Source organism: Klebsiella michiganensis, assembly GCF_015139575.1.
GTDB classification, from domain to species: Bacteria; Pseudomonadota; Gammaproteobacteria; order Enterobacterales; family Enterobacteriaceae; genus Klebsiella; species Klebsiella michiganensis.
Window position 1 is genome coordinate 188,115 of sequence record NZ_AP022547.1, and the last position, 20,673, is coordinate 208,787.

18 protein-coding genes are annotated in these 20,673 nt (G+C 55.2%); 10 read left to right on the forward strand and 8 right to left on the reverse strand.

Annotation, left to right across the window (positions count from 1 at the left end; all coding sequences use genetic code 11):
- Positions 1–128: 128 nt before the first annotated feature.
- Positions 129–2,159: an alpha-amylase gene (locus JLG71_RS00915; protein WP_064374925.1), complete on the reverse strand. Its 2,031-nt coding sequence runs from the start codon at positions 2,157–2,159 to the stop codon at positions 129–131.
- 315 nt (positions 2,160–2,474) lie between these two features.
- On the opposite strand from JLG71_RS00915, the gene JLG71_RS00920 reads away from it, so the two are divergent.
- Positions 2,475–3,302 (forward strand): protein bax, encoded by an 828-nt coding sequence (locus JLG71_RS00920; RefSeq protein ID WP_071530269.1) that lies wholly within the window; start codon positions 2,475–2,477, stop codon positions 3,300–3,302.
- A 60-nt stretch (positions 3,303–3,362) separates the two neighbouring features.
- Here JLG71_RS00920 and xylR read toward each other — a convergent pair whose 3' ends face one another.
- The 4 genes from xylR to xylF all read right to left on the reverse strand — a co-directional run bounded on the left by xylR (position 3,363) and on the right by xylF (position 8,421).
- Positions 3,363–4,541 carry a D-xylose utilization transcriptional activator XylR gene (gene xylR, locus JLG71_RS00925; protein WP_004126484.1) on the reverse strand — a complete coding sequence of 393 codons (1,179 nt, stop codon included), beginning with the start codon at positions 4,539–4,541 and terminating at the stop codon, positions 3,363–3,365.
- Positions 4,542–4,663: 122 nt separating this feature from the next.
- Positions 4,664–5,845, reverse strand: coding sequence for a xylose ABC transporter permease XylH (xylH, locus tag JLG71_RS00930; protein WP_032751665.1), 1,182 nt, complete (start codon positions 5,843–5,845; stop codon positions 4,664–4,666).
- A complete protein-coding gene (locus tag JLG71_RS00935) occupies positions 5,823–7,364 on the reverse strand; it encodes a xylose ABC transporter ATP-binding protein (RefSeq protein ID WP_154919562.1) in 1,542 nt (513 codons plus the stop codon). Before JLG71_RS00935 ends, xylH begins: the two co-directional genes overlap by 23 nt.
- A 64-nt stretch (positions 7,365–7,428) precedes the next feature.
- The gene (gene xylF / locus JLG71_RS00940) at positions 7,429–8,421 is read right to left on the reverse strand and encodes a D-xylose ABC transporter substrate-binding protein (RefSeq protein WP_014227205.1); all 993 of its coding nucleotides are present in this window, start codon (positions 8,419–8,421) and stop codon (positions 7,429–7,431) included.
- Positions 8,422–8,795: 374 nt separating this feature from the next.
- Here xylF and xylA point away from each other — a divergent pair, with 374 nt between their 5' ends.
- The 4 genes from xylA (at position 8,796) to yiaA (ending at position 12,687) form a co-directional block, all read left to right on the forward strand.
- Positions 8,796–10,118, forward strand: coding sequence for a xylose isomerase (gene xylA / locus JLG71_RS00945; RefSeq protein WP_014227204.1), 1,323 nt, complete (start codon positions 8,796–8,798; stop codon positions 10,116–10,118).
- 96 nt (positions 10,119–10,214) lie between these two features.
- Positions 10,215–11,669, forward strand: coding sequence for a xylulokinase (xylB, locus tag JLG71_RS00950; RefSeq protein ID WP_014227203.1), 1,455 nt, complete (start codon positions 10,215–10,217; stop codon positions 11,667–11,669).
- A 168-nt stretch (positions 11,670–11,837) separates the two neighbouring features.
- A complete protein-coding gene (yiaB, locus tag JLG71_RS00955) occupies positions 11,838–12,212 on the forward strand; it encodes an inner membrane protein YiaB (RefSeq protein ID WP_025106785.1) in 375 nt (124 codons plus the stop codon).
- 34 nt (positions 12,213–12,246) lie between these two features.
- The gene (gene yiaA / locus JLG71_RS00960) at positions 12,247–12,687 is read left to right on the forward strand and encodes an inner membrane protein YiaA (RefSeq protein WP_200913938.1); all 441 of its coding nucleotides are present in this window, start codon (positions 12,247–12,249) and stop codon (positions 12,685–12,687) included.
- Between the two features lie 36 nt (positions 12,688–12,723).
- Here the strand turns inward: yiaA and JLG71_RS00965 are convergent, their stop codons facing one another.
- The gene (locus JLG71_RS00965) at positions 12,724–13,719 is read right to left on the reverse strand and encodes an acyltransferase (RefSeq protein WP_025106787.1); all 996 of its coding nucleotides are present in this window, start codon (positions 13,717–13,719) and stop codon (positions 12,724–12,726) included.
- 180 nt (positions 13,720–13,899) lie between these two features.
- Here JLG71_RS00965 and JLG71_RS00970 point away from each other — a divergent pair, with 180 nt between their 5' ends.
- The 5 genes from JLG71_RS00970 (at position 13,900) to JLG71_RS00990 (ending at position 19,725) form a co-directional block, all read left to right on the forward strand.
- Positions 13,900–14,205, forward strand: coding sequence for a YsaB family lipoprotein (locus JLG71_RS00970; RefSeq protein WP_014227200.1), 306 nt, complete (start codon positions 13,900–13,902; stop codon positions 14,203–14,205).
- A 127-nt stretch (positions 14,206–14,332) separates the two neighbouring features.
- On the forward strand, positions 14,333–15,244 hold the full coding sequence (gene glyQ, locus JLG71_RS00975; RefSeq protein ID WP_004126458.1) for a glycine--tRNA ligase subunit alpha: 912 nt from the start codon (positions 14,333–14,335) through the stop codon (positions 15,242–15,244).
- A gap of 9 nt (positions 15,245–15,253) precedes the next feature.
- Positions 15,254–17,323: a glycine--tRNA ligase subunit beta gene (glyS, locus tag JLG71_RS00980; protein ID WP_025106788.1), complete on the forward strand. Its 2,070-nt coding sequence runs from the start codon at positions 15,254–15,256 to the stop codon at positions 17,321–17,323.
- 327 nt (positions 17,324–17,650) lie between these two features.
- Positions 17,651–17,803, forward strand: a complete 153-nt coding sequence (hokA, locus tag JLG71_RS00985; RefSeq protein WP_004106778.1) for a type I toxin-antitoxin system toxin HokA — start codon at positions 17,651–17,653, stop codon at positions 17,801–17,803.
- Positions 17,804–18,105: 302 nt separating this feature from the next.
- The gene (locus tag JLG71_RS00990; protein WP_064380487.1) at positions 18,106–19,725 is read left to right on the forward strand and encodes an ATP-binding cassette domain-containing protein; all 1,620 of its coding nucleotides are present in this window, start codon (positions 18,106–18,108) and stop codon (positions 19,723–19,725) included.
- 99 nt (positions 19,726–19,824) lie between these two features.
- On the opposite strand, the gene cspE is transcribed toward JLG71_RS00990, so the two are convergent.
- Both cspE and JLG71_RS01000 read right to left on the reverse strand, forming a co-directional pair.
- Complete coding sequence (gene cspE / locus JLG71_RS00995) at positions 19,825–20,037, reverse strand: transcription antiterminator/RNA stability regulator CspE (RefSeq protein ID WP_004126446.1); 213 nt, start codon at positions 20,035–20,037, stop codon at positions 19,825–19,827.
- A gap of 260 nt (positions 20,038–20,297) precedes the next feature.
- Positions 20,298–20,591 (reverse strand): HTH-type transcriptional regulator, encoded by a 294-nt coding sequence (locus JLG71_RS01000; RefSeq protein ID WP_004106774.1) that lies wholly within the window; start codon positions 20,589–20,591, stop codon positions 20,298–20,300.
- Positions 20,592–20,673 lie beyond the last annotated feature (82 nt).

The following is a 20,673-nucleotide window of genomic DNA, read 5'->3' on the forward strand; positions in this document are numbered from 1 at the left end:
CAGCGCAGACAGGGTGCAAATCGAGGTATCAGTGAGATATTTTGTTTTTATGCTGCTAAAGGAAGATATTTTGGATTTTTGTTCTGAAGCGGCTCCCCCGAGTGTCAGGGGAGCCTTGGGTCAGAAGGCTACTGCTGACCTGCCCATACCACCATCACTTTGTCATCGCCGGTCTCGCGAATAAAGCCGTAGCCTTTCGCCATCGATAGGGTGGTTTGTTTACCCATGCCAATCGCCGGATGACGGGCGCGGAACTGGCCCAGTTTCTCCCAGTGGGTCACGCTGCGCGCGGCTTTGCCGCTGACGTCCTGCCAGTTCATATCTGAACGCGTCCCCTGAAGCGGATCGGAGCCGGTCGGACCGAACGGTCGTGAGGATTCATCGCCGTAGAAGATCTGCACTGCGCCAGGCGCGAGCAGCAGCAGTTCCGCCGCCGTGCTGCCGCCTTCGCGGAACAGGCTGGTATCGTGCGAGGAGAGATAGCTTAACACATTGAAATCCTGAAGCTTCTCTGCCATATGTTGCCAGGTCAGGTCGATATTCGCCAGGCAGCTTGTCGCTTTCGCCGCCTGATCCTGATAATCAAAATTCAGCATTGCGTCAAAACCGTGGCGATAGTAGTCGCTCTGCATCACGCCGTGGCCCCAGGCCTCGCCGGTCATCCAGAACGGCGCGTTATCCAGCGCTTTATCCGGATTGGCTTTTTTCCATTCCGCCAGCGCTTCAGTGGCCTGGGTTTTTAACTGTAGCCAGGCGGCCTGCTCGACGTGCTTGGCGGTATCGACGCGGAAGCCGTCGATGCCGTAGTCGCGCACCCATTGGCTCAGCCAGTGGGTCAGATAATCGCGCGGCGTATAGCCGGGGATCGCTTTGGCCGCGGTATCCGGCTTATGGCGATAGAAGTTTGGCAGGCCGGATGGCGCCGTGGATTCGGTTTTCAGATCCGGCAGGAAGGCCAGCGACATCGTCAGGTCATCAAATCCGGGGTTGTCGTAATCGCCAATATCGGTGCGGATCCACTTTTTACCCCACCATTTTTCCCAACCGGCTTTGTCGCTGAAGTTAATGTAGTCGTTAAAACTGTGCCAGCTTTGTCCCGCGCGGGGCTTCCAGTCGGTCCAGCGTTCTCCGAGGGTCTTTTTCAGCTCATCGCCCTGGATGTACAGCGAGCCAAACTGAAACTCCTGCATATCGGCCAGGGTCGCGTAGCCGGTATGGTTCATCACCACGTCGAACAGAATGCGGATCCCGCGCTTGTGGGCCTCATCGACGAGGCGGCGCAGATCGTCTTCCGTTCCCATATTGGCATCCAGCTTCGTCCAGTCCTGGGTGTAATAGCCGTGATAGGCGTAATGCGGGAAATCGCCTTTCGTACCGCCGCCGACCCAGCCGTGGATTTGTTCCAGCGGCGAACTGATCCAGAGCGCGTTAACGCCGAGCTGCTGGATGTAATCCAGTTTGCTGGTCAGGCCCTGCAGGTCGCCGCCGTGGAAGGTGCCAATTTCCTGCATGCCGTCTTTGTGGCGGCCATAGCTATTGTCGTTGGCCGGGTTGCCGTTGACAAAGCGATCGGTCAGCACGAAATAGACGGTGGCGTTATGCCAGTTGAACGGCGCGGCGGCTTCCGTTTCCGCGCGTTCAAGCAGCAGCAGACCATTGCTGTTAAACGCCGGCTGGAGGGTAACTTTACCGCCGCTGACGGTCGCGATATTACCGCTGTAGAAATCGCGAACTTTACTGCCTTCGGCGAAGGATTTGCTGACGTCAATGGTAAGCGGCTTGCCATCCCATTTCGGACACTGCTTCATCTGCGGCGCGGCGGCGGCGGTCTGTTTCTCCTCCAGAGAGACCATCATGGTTGGCGTACCTGAACGGGTATCGACTTCCAGGGTATAGCGGCCATCGCGGAATACGCGCCACTGCGGCGCCGGATCGCGGCAAGGCTCCATAGACAGCATCTGGTTGAGCTTGATCGCGCCGGCAGGCTGCCAGCACTGTTGGTCAAAATTAATCCGCAGAGGGCGCGTACCCTTTGCTACCTCGTTTTGACTGATAAATCTGCCGGTGCCTTCTTCGGTAAAGGCGGGGAAATCTGCGGTAGTCCAGGCGGCGAAGGCCATCCCAGGCAACAGCAGCGACGCAAGCGCAGCGAGTTTCATTCCGGAGTCCTGTGTGCGGTTTTTTGTTCAGTTTGCGCGTCTGGCTGTCTAATGAACTCATCCCACCGGCGCTTTTCCAGGGAGGATGAAAAAGGGTGAGTGATCGCGTTCAAAAAACAAGCAAAAAATGCGATGGTTGTCGCATTTTTGTACTGTTGTCATGGGGCGGAAACCGATTTCAGATGACAGCTTTTCGGAATTGGACTATTTCTGTGGGTGCGTCATCTGGGTATTTTTGATACTATTCGCGATTCAACTATCGATTTTTTGTGAAAAACAAGGCGTTGGAATGATTGCATCCGACCAGGAGACCTAATGATATCGACTCCCATTCGACGATATGGGGCCGCGATACTCATGTTACTTACCTGCATATTTTCAGGTAGTGTGCTGGCAACAACACACACAGCAACAACGAGTCATAAAGCCCCAATAGTTAAGAAGAAAAGCACCGTTAAAGTAAGCAAGGTAAGCAGTAAACAAGAGTATTCTCGCAATAGTGTAAAGAGCAGTTCACTTCCTGATTTGCGAAAATACCCTTCCGGGACACCAAGGAAAAAAGCGTTTCTCCGGACGGTAATGCCTTACATTACGAAACAGAATCAGGTGATTACCGCCGATCGTAACTGGCTTGTTTCCAAGCAGTACGATGCGCGCTGGTCGCCGAGCGAGCGTACGCGGCTGAAAGAGATCGCCTCTCGCTATAAAGTGAAGTGGTCCGGCAATACTCGCCATATTCCATGGAACTCGCTGCTTGAGCGCGTCGACATTATCCCGAATAGCATGGTCGCTACCATGGCAGCGGCGGAAAGCGGCTGGGGAACGTCAAAGCTGGCGCGGGTGAACAACAATTTATTTGGTATGAAGTGTGGCGGTGGAAACTGCCGCGGTGCGGTGAAGGGCTACTCCCAGTTTGATTCGGTGGAAGAGTCCGTTCAGGCCTATGTCCGAAATCTGAATACGCATCCGGCCTACTCGTCGTTCCGTAAATCGCGTGCGCAGCTGCGTAAAGCCGATCAGGAAGTGACCGCCAGCACGATGATTCATAAGCTGAAGGGCTATTCGACCAAAGGGTCGAGCTATAACAACTATCTCTTCGCGATGTATCAGGATAACCAGCGGTTGATAGCCGCGCACATGTAATTGCTCTTACATGTCATCATTGATGCCCGGTGCGTAAGCCCGGGCATTTTTCTTTGCGCGCTACATCATGACTTCGCTGTGCCGGTCGCGGTACTCCTTCGGCGTCACGTCGTACTCTTTCTTAAACACCGAATAGAAATACTGCAGCGATGGATAGCCGCACATCTGGGAGATTTCGTTAATCGATAGGGTGGTTGATACCAGCAGACTGCGCGCTTTTTCCAGCTTCTCGCTGTGGATCACCGTATGAATGGTTTCGCCGACTTCCTCTTTGAAGCGCTTTTCCAGATTCGAGCGGGAAATCCCCACGGCGTCCAGCACCTGCTCAACTTTAATCCCTTTACAGGCGTGGTTACGGATATAGTGCATCGCCTGAATGACCGAAGGATCAGTGAGCGAACGGTAGTCGGTGGAGCGGCGTTCTACCACGCGCATCGGCGGGATAAGCTGACGCTGAAGCGGCAGCTCTTCATTCTCCAGCAGGCGATGCAGCAGCTTTGCCGCCTGGTAGCCCATCTGACGGGTGCCCTGCGCAACGGAGGAGAGCGCCACGCGCGACAGGTAGCGGGTAAGCTCTTCGTTATCTATGCCGATAACGCACAGCTTTTCCGGGACGGGGATATGCAGCCGCTCGCAGGCCTGTAATACGTGGCGCGCGCGGGCGTCGGTAACGGCGATGATGCCGGTTTGCGGCGGCAGGGTTTGCAGCCAGTCGGCGAGGCGGTTTTGCGCGTGCTGCCAGTTTTCCGGCGCCGTCTCGAGCCCCTGATAGACCACGCCGCGATATTTCTCTCTGGCGACCAGCTGGCAAAACGCGTGTTCGCGCTCGGCGGCCCAGCCTTTACAGCTGGAAGCGGGCAGGCCGTAAAAGGCGAAGCGGTTAATGCCTTTTTCCTTCAGATGCAGGAAGGCGCTCTCAACCAGCGCGGCGTTGTCGGTGGCGATATAGTGAACCGGCGGATAGCACTCCGGGCGGTGGAAGGAGCCGCCGACGCCGACAATCGGAACATTCACGTCGATCAGCAGGTTTTCAATTTCCGGATCGTCGTAATCGGCAATAACGCCGTCGCCTAACCACTCTTTGATGTTTTCAATTCGTGCCCGAAAATCTTCCTCAATGAAGATATCCCATTCCAGTTGCGATGCTTGTAAATATTCGCCGACGCCCTCAACGACCTGGCGATCGTAGGCTTTGTTGGCATTGAATAACAGCGTAATTCGGTGACGCTTTTCAAACATAGTGTTGTTCCTGGTCTCTCTTGCAGGCCATACAATACCGGCCAATGCCCGGATTTTTTCAAGCTACTTGTGCCTAAGTTTGGCGGTAGCGCAAATAATTCGGGCATTTTTTTTCACAGCCCTCAGCTTCGGCGTTTCGTGGCGGAATCCATCCATACCGCGAGCAATAAAATGACCCCTTTAACGATGTACTGCCAGAAGGTGGCGACGTCCATCATGCTCATGCCGTTGTCCAGCGCGGACATGATAAAAGCGCCCATGACCGCGCCCGCGACGCTGCCGACGCCGCCGGCGAGGCTGGTACCTCCGATCACGCAGGCGGCGATGGCGTCCAGTTCGGCGATGTTGCCGGCGGAAGGGGAACCGGCGCCAAGACGCGAGCTGAGAATCAACCCGGCAATCGCCACCATCAGGCCATTAATGGCGAACACCGCCAGCTTGGTGCGTTCCACGCTGATGCCGGATAGACGCGCGGCCTCCAGGTTGCCGCCGATGGCGTAGATGCGGCGCCCAAACGCGGTACGGGTGGCCATAAACATGCCCGCCAGCAGCAGCGCGGCGAGAATCAGTACCGGCGTCGGGACGCCGCGATAGTCGTTTAACAGCCAGATGGCGCCCAGCACAATAACGGCGGTAATCGTCTGGCGGCCAACGGCTGAAGCGGAGGCGGGCGTGGAGAGGCCGAGAGCCTGACGTCGCATACGGCCGCGCCACTGCCAGATGATAAAGGCCGCCATGCCCGCCACGCCGATACCAAAGCCAATGCCATCAGGCAGATAGCTCTGGCCGATTTGCGACATCGCCGGGCTGGTGGGAGAGACGGTGGTCCCGTTGGTAATGCCTATCAAAATACCGCGAAATGCCAGCATGCCGGCGAGCGTCACGATAAACGAGGGGACTTTACGATAGGCAACCCACCAACCGTTCCAGGCCCCCAGCAGCAGGCCAAGCGCCAGGGTGACCACAATGGTCAGCGGTAGCGGCCAGCCCAGCCAGACATCAAATATTGCCGCTGCGCCGCCGAGCAGCCCCATCATTGAGCCGACGGAGAGATCGATCTCGGCGGAAATAATCACAAACACCATGCCGACCGCGAGAATGCCGGTAATGGCGGTCTGGCGCAGCAGGTTGGAGATATTACGCGCGCTCAGATAAGCGCCTTCGGTGGTCCAGGTGAAAAACAGCATAATGGCCACGATAGCGGCGATCATCACGAATACCTGGAGGTTCATCCCCTTCAGCCCCGATAGCGCGCCAGCGGCAGGCGGGGTGAGTTTCATTTCAGACGACGTGTTCTTCGACATGGCGTTCGCTCCTCAGTGCGGCTTCCATCACCTGTTCCTGGGTCAGGCCCTGGTTGATCAAATTAGCCTTCAATTTACCTTCATGCATCACCAGCACCCGGTCGCTTAGCCCCAGCACTTCGGGTAGTTCGGATGAAATGACAATGACGGCGATCCCCTGCTGCACCAGCTGATTAATCAGCTTGTAGATTTCGTACTTGGCGCCGATGTCGATGCCGCGGGTGGGCTCATCGAGTATCAGAATGCGCGGGTTCAGCAGCAGGCAGCGGGCGAGGATCGCCTTTTGCTGATTGCCGCCGCTCAGGCGACCGATCGCCAGCTCCGGCGATGAGGTTTTGATCTTCAAACGCTGGATGGATTGCTGAATACAGTGCTGCTCTCCGGCATCGTCAAGGCTGCTCAGCGGACCGGTAAACTGGTTTAACGCGGCGAGGGTGATGTTTTTACCCACTGCCATGACCGGCACAATACCGTCTTTCTTTCTGTCTTCCGGTACCATGGCGATGCCCTGCGCAATAGCCTGCTGGCAGCTGTGAATCGTCACCTGCTGGCCATCAATAAAGATTTTTCCCTGCCAGCGGCCCGGCCAGACGCCGAACAGGCACTGGACCGCTTCGGTACGGCCCGCGCCGACCAGCCCGGCGATCCCCAGTATTTCACCGCGCCGCAGCGAAAAGGAGACGTCATTGACCCGCTTAATATGGCGATTCACCGGGTGCCAGGCCGTCAGGTTTTCCACCCGCAGGATTTCCTCGCCGCAGTTGTGGGCTTCGCTTGGATAGAGGGCGGTAAGCTCGCGGCCGACCATCATGGTGATAATGTCATCTTCGTTCATGCCGTCAGCGTTACGGGTACCGATATGCTGCCCATCGCGGATCACGCAGATGGTGTCGGAGATGGCTTTGACTTCATTGAGCTTGTGGGAAATGTAAATACAGGCAATACCGTGATTTTGCAGATCGCGAATAATATTCAGCAGAATTGCCGTCTCCTGCTCCGTTAACGAGGCGGTGGGTTCGTCGAGAATTAACAACCGTACCTGTTTATTCAGCGCTTTTGCTATTTCGACCAGCTGCTGCTGGCCAAGGCCCAAATCGCCGACGCGGGTATCGGGTGATATGGCTAAATTGACCTGGGCCAGCAGCTTTTCGCAGCGTAAGGTCATGGTTTCGTAATCCAGCAGACCGTGGCGGGAGATCTCCGCGCCGAGAAAAATATTCTCCAGAACGGTCAGATGTTTTACCAGCGCCAGCTCCTGATGAATGATGGCAATCCCTTTGCGCTCGGTATCGCGTATATGGCCCGGCCGCAACGTTTCCCCGGAAAAAATAATCTCTCCCTCATAGCTACCGTGCGGATATATTCCGCAAAGGACCTTCATGAGCGTGGATTTACCGGAGCCGTTTTCGCCGCACAGCGAGACCACTTCTCCGGCGTTAAGCCGCAGACTGACATTATCAATCGCCTTCACCGTACCGAAGGTTTTAGTAATGTTTTTCATTTCGAGTAACCAGGACATAGAGACTCCACATAAGCGATATCCGGCTGGATGGGGCAACGCCCCCGGGAGAGGGCGTCAGAGATTACAGCTCGCTTTTTTTGTGGAAACCGTCTTTGATTACCGTCTGGTCAATGTTGTCTTTATTGACCTCAATGGGCGTCAGCAGCCGGGAAGGCACATCTTTGAGGCCGTTGTTGAGCGTGGCGTCGGCCTTCGGTTGCTTATCGTTGCCCAGTTCGACGGCGATCTCTGCTGCGGTGGTGGCAAGGTCAGCGATCGGTTTGTAAACGGTCATCGTCTGAGTGCCAGCGATAATGCGCTTCACGCCGGCGAGGTCGGCATCCTGGCCGGAAATCGCCACTTTGCCTGCGAGCCCCTGGGCGCTTAACGCCTGAATGGCGCCGCCGGCGGTGGCATCGTTAGAGGCGACGACCGCATCAATTTTGTTATTGTTGGCGGTCAGGGCGTTTTCCATAATCTTCAACGCATTTTCTGGCAGCCATCCGTCGACCCACTGATCGCCGACGACTTTAATTTTTCCTTCATCAATATAGGGCTTAAGAACTTTCATTTGGCCAGCGCGGAAAAGCTTGGCGTTATTGTCTACCGGCGAGCCGCCCATTAAGAAATAGTTGCCCTGAGGCACTTTATTGACCAGGCTTTGCGCCTGCATTTCGCCAACTTTCTCATTATTAAAAGAAATATAGAAATCAATATCGGCGTTATTGATGAGACGATCGTAGGCGAGAACTTTAATTCCCTCCTGTTTAGCCTCTTTTATCACATTACTCAGCACCTGACCGTTATAGGGAATAATAACCAGAACGTCGACGCCGCGATTAATCATATTTTCGATTTGCGACATTTGCGTTTCTTCGTTGCCATTGGCTGACTGGACGAATACTTTTGCACCTAATGATTCAGCTTTATTGACAAAAATATCGCGATCTTTTTGCCAGCGCTCAAGGCGCAGGTCGTCAATCGCCATGCCAATTTTGACTTCTTTCGCAATGCCCGACAGGCTGGTGAGGAGGAGTGAAGCACAGAGCGTTAGGCAAAGGTTCTTTATCTTCATAATAATAACACCTTTTTTGTAAAGTGCAGGATAAGACGAACGATAAAAATAAACGGCCTGATACGTAGCAGATTTTTAACGCGGAAAGGAGCGCTGGCAATTATCTATGCTTATTTTGCCGTTATGAAATTTTGTTTATTTGTTAATTTATGACCGCGATCGTACTTTAATAATTAGTTCTCATCGTATTTCATTGATCTCTCGTGGCGTAAGCAGCGAAGTGAGGGCGTTGTTCTATTGTTTTTGCGACCTGGCGCACGTTTGTGGATTCTCTCAATCACAGTGTGAAATAACGTAATTGAGGAAACTAAAAAGAGAATTCTATATTGGCTTATGACTTATTACTCGCCGCATCCCTGAATATGGAGTTCATTATGCAGACCTATTTTGATCAGCTCGATCGCGTTCGTTATGAAGGCCCGAAATCCGCTAACCCACTGGCTTTCCGTCATTACAATCCGGATGAGCTGGTCCTGGGCAAACGGATGGAAGAGCACCTGCGCTTTGCGGCCTGCTACTGGCACACCTTCTGCTGGAACGGCGCTGATATGTTCGGCGTGGGCTCCTTTAACCGCCCGTGGCAGCAGCCGGGCGAAGCGCTGGAAATGGCGAAACGCAAAGCCGATGTCGCGTTTGAGTTTTTCCAAAAACTAAACGTACCGTATTACTGCTTCCACGACGTTGACGTTTCTCCGGAAGGGGCGTCGTTGAAAGAGTATGCCAACAACTTCGCGCAGATGGTGGATGTGCTGGCGGAAAAACAGCAGCAGAGCGGCGTCAAGCTGCTGTGGGGTACGGCAAACTGCTTTACGAACCCGCGTTACGGTGCCGGTGCGGCAACCAACCCGGATCCGGAAGTGTTCAGCTGGGCGGCCACTCAGGTGGTGACCGCGATGGATGCGACCCACAAACTGGGCGGGGAAAACTACGTCCTGTGGGGCGGCCGCGAAGGCTATGAAACTCTGCTCAATACCGACCTGCGCCAGGAGCGCGAGCAGATTGGCCGCTTTATGCAGCTGGTCGTGGAGCATAAACATAAAATCGGTTTCCAGGGCACGCTGCTGATTGAACCTAAACCGCAGGAGCCAACCAAGCATCAGTACGATTACGACGCGTCTACCGTCTATGGCTTCCTGAAACAGTTCGGCCTGGAAAAAGAGATCAAACTGAACATCGAAGCGAACCACGCGACGCTGGCCGGCCACACTTTCCACCACGAAATTGCGACCGCCATTGCTCTGGGTCTGTTTGGTTCCGTTGATGCTAACCGCGGCGACCCGCAGCTGGGCTGGGATACCGACCAGTTCCCGAACAGCGTTGAAGAGAATGCGCTGGTGATGTACGAAATCCTGAAAGCGGGCGGCTTCACCACCGGCGGCCTGAACTTTGATGCTAAAGTGCGTCGTCAGAGCACCGACAAATACGACCTGTTCTACGGCCACATTGGCGCGATGGACACCATGGCGCTGGCGTTAAAAGTCGCTGCTCGTATGATTGAAGACGGCGAGCTGGATAAACGCGTCGCCAGGCGCTATGCCGGCTGGAACGGCGAGCTGGGTCAGCAGATACTGAAAGGCCAGATGAACCTGGCGGACATTGCCCAGTATGCCACTCAGCATAACCTGGCGCCGGAGCACCAGAGCGGCCATCAGGAACTGCTGGAAAACGTGGTTAACCGTTACCTCTTTGATCGCTAATGAGGGCGATGATGCCCGGCGAGCCCGGGCATTGGCGATAACCGATGCTTTATTCGCGCCACGCTTAGCCGTGGCGCGTCAGTAAGGAGAGGCTGTATGTATATCGGGATTGATCTGGGCACCTCGGGCGTCAAGGCTATTCTGCTCAACGAGCAGGGCGAGGTCGTGGCTTCGCATACCGAAAAGCTCAACGTGTCGCGTCCGCACCCTTTATGGTCTGAACAAGATCCTGAGCACTGGTGGCTGGCGACGGACCGCGCGATGAAAGCGCTGGGCGCGCAGCACTCGCTGCGCGAAGTCAAAGCGTTAGGTATTGCGGGCCAGATGCACGGCGCGACGCTGCTGGATAAGCAACAGCGCGTCCTGCGCCCGGCAATTTTATGGAATGATGGCCGCTGCGGTGAAGAGTGCGCGCTGCTGGAAGAGAACGTCAGCCGTTCGCGGCAGATAACCGGCAACCTGATGATGCCGGGATTTACCGCGCCGAAGCTGCTGTGGGTACAACGTCACGAGCCTGAGATCTTCAAACAGGTCGATAAAGTCCTGCTGCCAAAAGATTATTTACGTTTGCGCATGACCGGTGAGTTTGCCAGCGATATGTCCGATGCCGCCGGAACGATGTGGATGGACGTGGCGCGCCGCGACTGGAGCGATGAGATGCTCGCCGCCTGCGGTCTGAGCCGCGATAACATGCCGGCGCTGTTCGAAGGATGTGAAGTGACGGGTTCGCTGCGCCCGGCCGTCGCGCAGTCGTGGAATATGCCGGAAGCGCTGGTGGTGGCCGGCGGCGGCGACAACGCGGCGGGGGCGGTGGGTGTTGGCATGGCGGATGCGGGCCAGGCGATGCTGTCGCTGGGGACCTCCGGCGTCTACTTTGCCGTCAGCGACGGCTTTCTGAGCAAGCCGGAAAGCGCCGTACACAGTTTCTGCCACGCGCTGCCCGGGCGCTGGCATCTGATGTCGGTCATGCTGAGCGCGGCTTCCTGCCTCGATTGGGCGGCGACATTAACCGGCCTCGGCACGGTTCCGGCGCTGATTGCGGCGGCGGAAGCGGCGAACGACGATGCCGATCCGGTCTGGTTCCTGCCCTATCTCTCCGGTGAACGTACGCCGCACAATAATCCGCAGGCCAAAGGCGTCTTTTTCGGCCTGACTCATCAACATGGTCCGGCGGAACTGGCGCGGGCGGTGCTGGAGGGCGTCGGTTATGCGCTGGCGGACGGTATGGATGTGGTTCACGCCTGCGGCGTGAAGCCCGAGAGCGTCACGCTTATCGGCGGCGGCGCGCGCAGCGCCTACTGGCGGCAAATGTTGGCGGATATTAGCGGCCAGCAGCTGGATTTCCGCACCGGCGGTGACGTCGGCCCCGCGCTTGGCGCGGCGCGGCTGGCCCAGCTGGCGTTGCATCAAAATATCGCGTTTTCCGATCTACTTCCTCAGCTCCCGCTGGAACAGGCTCATCGTCCTGATGCCGAGCGCTTTGCTCGTTACGCCCCTCGCCGGGAAACCTTCCGCCAGATTTATCAGCAGCTTTTACCGCTGATGTCCTGATTCTTTCGCCCCTGTCGATGGGGCGAATTCATCTCATGAATAATTTTAAATTCATGTAGTTATCGAGTGTATTTATATATTCTGAATTTATCGTTTCAGGGACGAAAAGTACGGATAAACGCGTTCTGCCAGTCCACAATGGGGCCTGTCTTATGCCAGGGAGGCACCATGAAAAACAATCTTATTGCAAGGCTGTTGATGTCTATTGGCGCACTGGTTTATCTGGTGGGAATCTGGCGAACCTGCCCATTATTTAGCGGTAAAGGCTATTTTCTGGGCGTTCTGGTCATGGGGATGTTTGCTGTGCTCACGCATCAGCGAACGGCGCAAGAAGCACAGCGAGACGGCGATTTTATCTCTCTGTGCCGGCTGGTGGTGCTGCTGTCGGCGGGATTGCTGCTGGTCGGCGCCTGGTTTGTCCCGGCTCCGTGGCGTGAAAAAAGTATTTACGTGATGGCGTGGTTTGTCTGTATGTACGGCGCGTCGGCAACGCCTTATCCCGCTAAAGTCACGGATAAAGCTCGCAATAACTCAGTGGAATAAGCTGTCAGCGGACAGCGAAGAGAGGTAGTTACAAATGGAAACGAAAGAGACGACATATTCACCCGCGTTTCATCTGATCTCATGGATTGCGCTGGTTGGCGGCATCCTGACGTATCTGATTGGCCTGTGGAACGCGCAGATGGAGCTCAATGAAAAGGGCTACTATTTTGCCGTACTGGTTCTGGGGCTTTTTTCCGCCGCCTCTTATCAAAAGACGGTGCGTGATAAATACGAAAAGATCCCAACCACTACGATGTATTACTTGTCCTGCCTGATCGCCTTTGCGATTGCTGTGGGTCTGCTGGCGGTGGGATTGTGGAACGCAACGCTGATGCTCAGTGAGAAAGGCTTTTATGGCCTGGCGTTCTTTTTAAGCCTTTTCGGCGCCGTGGCGGTGCAGAAGAATATACGTGATGTCTGGGATCGTTCTTCTCTAAGCGAGGTCGGCGCAGTCACGGAAGAGCCCGCTGAGTAAACGACGGCGCCGGCGTTGAACCGCAGGCGCCGTTTTTCAGCTCACCAGCCGGCGGCTGTCAATGCGCTGTACCAACATTGATAGCGCCAGGCTACCCAGCAGCGCAGCGCTGAATATCCAGGCAATATCCAACATTGGCCAGCGGGTCAGCTCCAGTCCGCTGGCGCGCAGCGCGTGAATAATCAGCGCATGAAATCCGTAAATGCCTAACGAATGGCGCGCAATAAGCGCAATAAACGGCAGCTGACGCGTATTGAGCGTATTTTTTACCAGCGTCAGCAGGGCGAGCGCGCAGACAAAAACCGCGGGGCCGCAGTATAAATACCAGGTATCACCAAAATCGCCGCGCCAGCGCAGTTCGTGCAGCGTGCCGCGTGATATTACCCATACTCCCGTGATGAATAGCCCAGCGCAGAGCGCAGTCAGCCATTTTTTATCGGTATCCAGCGTGCCGATTGCCCGCCCTAATACGCCGTACATCACGTAGTAGAACGTATCGCCGTTGATATAGAGATTGAGCGGCAGCCATTCAACGCCTGCGGCTTTCACCGGGACCATATTGGGGTTTGCCAGAATACCCAGCACCAGCATCAGCGCCAGCAGCATCCTGCCGCTCACCTGCTTAACCTGCACCAGCGGAGAAAGCAGGTAAATGACCACGATAGCGAAGAAGAACCACAGATGGTAGAACACCGGTTTCTGCAGCAAATTTCTCAGCGACAGTTCAACGTTGATGTGGGTAAACAAGGTGATATAGAGCAGCGACAGCGCGCTATAAAAGAGAATGCACAGCGCGATACGCCGAAAATGGCGGGGCTGGGCGCTGCGCTCGCCGAAAAACAGATAGCCTGAAATCATGAAAAACAGGGGGACGCTGACGCGAGATGCCGAGTTGAGGATATTGGCGAGATCCCACTCCAGCAGGCTGATGGTGTGCGGATGCGTGATATACCAGGTGGTACTATGAATCATGACCACCATCATGCAGGCAATGCCGCGCAAATGAGTAATCCAGTGAATTTTTTCCTGCATCAGTGCCTCTGTTTCTCCTTCTCAGAAAGGGTCTGACCGCCCTTATACGCTGGTATCGCAGTGGAATAATCCGAGTTTTTCGGCATAGACTTGTCGAGGTGTGGCCCAATTCGCACAATGTGCCGATTATTTAACGTAACCTGCACGATAACAATTTACTAACAAGGCGGTCGAGAAAAAATGGTGATGAAATATGTGTTTTCTGGACTACTGCTGTGCCTGCTGGCGGGCTGTAGCGCGACGCCGTCTCCGCCAGTGCAGAAGGCGCAGAAAGCACGGATAACGCCGCAGGCTACCCTCAATATGGCGCAGCTTTGCAAGGATAATGCCGCCGTTCGTTATAGTACAGGCGTGCGCCAGGTTGACATCAGCCATTTCGAGCAGTTTCAGGGGAGCTACGAGCTTTCGGGCAAGACTGCGCGGAATGAACGTTTTATCTGTTCTTTTGACCCGGACGGACAGTTTTTGCATCTTTCCATGCGCTAAACGCGCCCACGGTGGCGCTTATTTCCGCAATTTTCCCTAAACAATCCCGTTTCATACTGTATATCTCGCAGCCAGCGGGTATACTGGCTCCTTCCTTTAAATCCACACGTATCCAGCACGAAATCATATGCAAAAGTTTGATACCAGGACCTTCCAGGGCCTGATCCTGACCTTACAGGATTACTGGGCTCGCCAGGGCTGCACCATTGTTCAACCACTGGACATGGAAGTCGGCGCAGGCACCTCTCACCCGATGACCTGCTTACGCGCATTGGGTCCCGAGCCGATGGCGACCGCCTACGTGCAGCCTTCCCGCCGTCCGACCGATGGTCGCTACGGTGAAAACCCGAACCGTTTACAGCACTACTATCAGTTCCAGGTGGTGATAAAACCCTCTCCGGATAATATCCAGGAGCTGTACCTTGGGTCTCTGAAAGAGCTGGGTATGGATCCGACCATCCACGACATTCGCTTCGTCGAAGACAACTGGGAAAACCCGACGCTGGGCGCCTGGGGTCTGGGTTGGGAAGTGTGGCTGAACGGTATGGAAGTCACGCAGTTCACCTACTTCCAGCAGGTTGGCGGTCTGGAGTGTAAGCCGGTCACCGGCGAGATCACCTACGGTCTGGAACGTCTGGCGATGTATATCCAGGGTGTCGACAGCGTTTACGATCTGGTCTGGAGCGATGGCCCGCTGGGTAAAACGACCTACGGCGACGTGTTCCATCAGAACGAAGTGGAGCAATCCACCTATAACTTCGAATATGCCGACGTGGACTTCCTGTTCTCCTGCTTCGAGCAGTATGAGAAAGAAGCCCAGCAGCTGCTGGCGCTGGAAAACCCGCTGCCGCTGCCTGCCTACGAGCGCATTCTGAAAGCCGCCCATAGCTTTAACCTGCTGGACGCGCGTAAAGCCATCTCCGTCACCGAGCGTCAGCGCTATATCCTGCGCATTCGCACCCTGACCAAAGCAGTGGCTGAAGCTTACTATGCTTCCCGTGAAGCCCTGGGCTTCCCGATGTGCAACAAGAATAAATAAGAGGCGGCCATGTCTGAGAAAACTTTCCTGGTGGAAATCGGCACTGAAGAGCTGCCACCAAAAGCACTGCGCAGCCTGGCTGAATCCTTTGCTGCGAACGTGACCGCAGAGCTGGATAACGCTGGCCTCGCGCACGGTAAAGTTGAATGGTTTGCCGCACCGCGCCGTCTGGCGCTGAAAGTGGCGAATCTGGCGGCTGCGCAGGCAGACCGTGAAGTTGAAAAACGCGGCCCGGCGATTGCCCAGGCGTTTGACGCCAGCGGCCACCCGAGCAAAGCGGCCGAAGGCTGGGCGCGCGGCTGCGGTATCACCGTCGATCAGGCTGAACGTCTGACGACCGATAAAGGCGAATGGCTGCTGTATCGTGCCCACGTGAAAGGCGAGAGCACCGAAGCGCTGCTGCCGAACATGATCGCGACCTCGCTGGCGAAGCTGCCGATCCCGAAACTGATGCGCTGGGGCGCGTCCGACGTCCACTTCGTGCGTCCGGTTCATACCGTGACCCTGCTGCTGGGCGACAAAGTGATCCCGGCCACCATTCTGGGCGTGCAGTCCGATCGCGTTATTCGCGGCCACCGCTTTATGGGTGAGGCGGAGTTCACTATCGACAATGCCGATCAGTATCCGCAGATCCTGCTGGAGCGCGGTAAAGTCATCGCCGATTACGAACAGCGTAAAGCCAAAATTAAAGCCGATGCGGAAGAAGCGGCGCGTAAAATTGGCGGCAACGCCGATCTGAGCGAAAGCCTGCTGGAAGAGGTGACTTCACTGGTTGAATGGCCGGTGGTCCTCACCGCGAAGTTCGAAGAAAAATTCCTTGCGGTGCCTGCCGAAGCGCTGGTTTACACCATGAAAGGGGACCAGAAGTACTTCCCGGTTTACGACAACGCGGGCAAGCTGCTGCCGAATTTTATCTTCGTCGCCAACATCGAATCGAAAGATCCGACCCAGATTATTTCCGGTAACGAAAAAGTGGTGCGTCCGCGTCTGGCGGACGCTGAGTTCTTCTTCAATACCGACCGTAAAAAACGTCTGGAAGATAACCTTCCGCGTCTGCAAACCGTGCTGTTCCAGCAGCAGCTGGGTACGCTGCGCGATAAGACCGATCGTATTCAGGCGCTGGCCGGCTGGATCGCTGAGCAGATTGGCGCGGACGTCAATCACGCTACCCGCGCGGGCCTGCTCTCCAAGTGCGATCTGATGACCAACATGGTCTTCGAGTTCACCGACACGCAGGGCGTGATGGGGATGCACTACGCGCGCCATGATGGCGAAGCGGAAGACGTTGCCGTTGCCCTGAACGAGCAGTATCAGCCGCGCTTTGCCGGCGATGACCTGCCGTCTAACCCGGTGGCCTGCGCCGTGGCGATTGCCGATAAGATGGACACCCTGGCGGGTATCTTCGGTATCGGCCAGCATCCGAAAGGCGATAAAGACCCGTTTGCGCTGCGTCGTGCCGCGCTGGGCGTGCTGCGTATCATCGTTGAGAAGAACCTGAATCTGGATCTGCAAACGCTGACTGAAGAAGCGGTGCGTCTGTACGGCGACAAGCTGACGAATGGCAACGTGGTCGACGATGTTATCGACTTCATGCTGGGGCGCTTCCGCGCCTGGTATCAGGATGAAGGCTATACCGTCGACACGATTCAGGCGGTACTGGCGCGTCGTCCAACCCGTCCGGCAGACTTCGATGCGCGTATGAAGGCGGTTTCCCACTTCCGTACCCTCGAAGAGTCCTCCGCCCTGGCGGCGGCGAACAAGCGTGTATCCAACATTCTGGCGAAATCAGACGTGACGCTGAACGATATCGTTCACGCCTCCGTACTGAAAGAAGCGGCTGAAATCAAGCTGGCAGGCAATTTAGTCGTGCTGCGCGATAAGCTGCAGCCGTACTTCGCCGAAGGGCGTTACCAGGATGCGCTGATTGAGCTGGCGTCCCTGCGCGAGCCGGTGGATGAGTTCTTCGAGAACGTGATGGTGAACGCAGAAGACCAGGATGTGCGCGTAAACCGTCTGACGCTGCTGTCCAAGCTGCGCGATCTGTTCCTGCAGGTAGCGGATATTTCCCTGCTGCAGTAAGTGAATGGGTAATAATAAAAAACCTGCCTGCGGGCAGGTTTTTTTATACTAAAAATATAAGTAAGCGAACCATTAATAATTCGCTGATTGATATTTTCGTTATTTTCATTGATTGCCGGGAATTATTTTAGGAATATGCCAACGTAGTCTGGTCAGATATTTACGGTAGAATGCTGACGGGTGCTTGAGACTGTTTGTCTCAGGCGTTCAGCGGGAGACAAACAGAGAAAAGCCCCACCTGATGATAAATCAAAGTGAGGCTCCCCTATGCATGAACACCATAAGAGTAGCCTCTTACCTGTTGAAAATCAACACGGGAGGCGAGGAATGCCGCAAAAGTATCTGTTGTTTAGCTTAATAGTGATTTGCTTCACTATTTTATTATTTACCTGGATGGTGCGTGATTCGCTGTGTGAATTACAGCTCAGGCAGGGGAATATTGAGCTGGTGGCGTTCTTAGCCTGTGGGATTAAAACGTAAGAGACGGTGGCGGAGAGCGATCTCCGCCATTCTTACGGCGTTAAGCATTCTTATAGCACCCTGTTTTTTTCATGAAATCATTATTTCGCCTCCTGAAACCAGGAGGCTTTTTTTCCGGATTCACGGCCTGTCGAAAAAACAGGCTTGAAATGTATACCGGGGTATGGCTATCCTATGGCCCGACGAATCCCTCGTCTCACCGGAGAGCACGCGCCAAATGAACAAACACGACTGATGAATTTCACGCCTTGCTTCGCGCTATTTGCGAGCAGGGGAGGTATTGATTTCATTCAGGAGTGCTTATGGCTCATTGTGCCCGGTCCCCCTCTTTTCTTTTGCATCAGGTCACCTGTCAGTTAGCGACGGGAGATACGCTTTTTGGTCCGCTGAATTTATCGCTGGAAGGCACCCTCTGCGGGCTTGTCGGGCGCAATGGCGTCGGTAAAACCCGATTATTGCGTTTGCTGGCGGGCCTGGACTCGCCGTCGAGCGGCCATATCGAACGTGTGGCTTCGGTGAGCTACGTTGCTCAGCAGCATGTCATGTTTCCTGATACGACGCTGGCGGAATGGCTTGGTGTCGAATTCGTTTTTTCTGCTCTGGCTCGTCTTGAACGGGGCGAAGGGCGAGCCGACGATCTTGAACGTCTTGATGGCTTTTGGGATCTCCCGGAGCGCCTGAATGCAGGATTCCAGGCCGCTGGCTTAGGAGAATTTTCCCCCGGACGGCTCGCCTCTTCGCTGAGCGGCGGGGAAAGAGTGAAGGCGCAGCTGTGCGGAGCGTTCCTGTCCGACGCGGATTTCCTCCTGCTTGACGAACCCACCAACCATCTCGACCGACAAGGCCGCGCGTGGCTATATCAGCAGCTTGAGCAATGGCGCGGAGGGGCGTTGATCGCCAGCCACGATCGGGAGCTACTGACCCAAATGCCGCGCATCCTCGAGCTGGCATCCGCGGCTTTGCGCAGCTACGGCGGCAATTATGTGGATTATCAGCAGCAGCGTGAGCTGGAGCAGCAGGCGGCTCGCGCCGCGCTGGAGCATGCGGTTACTGAAAGGCGACGAACCCGGGCGCGGATGCAAAAAGAGCACGATGCCTGCCGGCGCCGCTCGGCGCAGACATTGCGCACTATCGACACGCTCAATATCGCTTCATTTGAGCGTGTTGCCTGGAAAGGGGCGGCAAAAGAGCGTCCCGGCACCCTTAAGCGCCAGCATCGTGAACAAAGCAGCATCCTCAACGATGCGATAGAGCAAGCGCGTGAGCGGGTAGAGGAAGACAACCCGGTGATGTTTACTCTGCCCGGTAGCCAGGTCGCTGCGGGAAAGCAGGTGCTGGAGCTGGACGCGTTGCGGCTGACCCATTCACCGATGGCAGCGCTGGACTGGCGTATAGATGGGCCGATGCGCGTGGCGCTGCGCGGCCCTAACGGCTGCGGTAAAACAACGTTGCTTAAAACGCTGTTGGGCCTGCAGCCGCCGCTCTCAGGAAGCTGCCGCTTATCGGTCAACGCGGCGTATCTGGATCAGCATCTGAGCCAGCTGGACCTGTCATTGTCTATCATGGCGCACCTGAATCTCGGTGATACGCCCTTAGAAGAAGGTGTGCTGCGCAGCCAGCTGGCGCAGCTACAGCTGGGGGCGGACAAAGTCCATCTACCGCTATCGGTTCTGAGCGGAGGCGAAAGATTAAAAGCGGCGCTGGCCTGCGTGCTCTGGCGACGGGAGGCTACGCAGCTGCTGCTGTTGGATGAGCCCACTAACCATCTGGACCTGGCGTCCACTCTGGCGATTGAAAAAGCGCTGGCACAGTTTCCCGGCGCGATGCTGGTGGTGTCGCATGATGAAGCTTTTTTACGGGCGCTGAAGCTGACCCATTGCCTGGCATGGCGGGAAGAGGGCTGGAGCGTTGAGAGGCTATAAATGCAAAAAACCGCCATCGATGGATGGCGGTGACTTAAGGCGCAAATAAAAAAATCCCCGCCGTTTGGCAGGGACTTAATAATTTTGAGCTTTTTAAGCTTACAGGCTGGTTACGTTGCCAGCTGCCGGGCCTTTAGCGCCGCTTTCGATGGTGAAGGAAACTTTCTGACCTTCGTCCAGAGATTTGTAGCCTTCGTTCTGGATAGCAGAGAAGTGTACGAACACGTCTTTAGAACCATCGTCAGGAGTGATGAAGCCAAAGCCTTTGTCAGCGTTGAACCATTTTACGATACCAGTCATTTTACCGGACATAGTGAATTACCTTTAAAAAAATAAATGAGCCTTGCGGCGTTACGGTCTGGACTACAGATTTAAAGCGATAAAGGGAAAGTTCACTACCGGGGTATCAACGGATAACCTTTGAAGGACTGCTCTATTCGAATGCTCTGTGGTCTTTACTTCAAACCTGCGAGCATTAACGCATGTTCACGTTGTGATAGCAAACTTTTTTTTCGTTGGCATGAAAACGGTCCTTTGGCAGGACCGCTAGCCGAAACCCATAAACGCTAAAATTATGAATCAATAAGCTGTCTTGAAAGCTGCGGATTCGCCTGGATCAGGCGCATCAGCTTAAGCTCTGTGGGAGAAGGCCTTACGCGTCTCGATTCCCACTCTTGTACCATTGCTACGCTGACGCCCATGGCGTTGGCAAAATCATCTATTTTCAGCCCGGTACCTTTGCGTAGCTGGTCAAATTCAATGCATGCGGCGGGCTTACGCGTCAGCGAGGCCGCCTGAGCCTGATCTTTAAAAATAATTTGTTCAAGGTTGCTCAGCAGTTCAAATGCAGGATCTTTATATTCCATTGAGAACTCCTCTCTTTCATACGGCGGAGGGTGAATTATGTAGAGCCTCTTAAGAATAGTCGGAAAAAAAGGCCAGGAATGC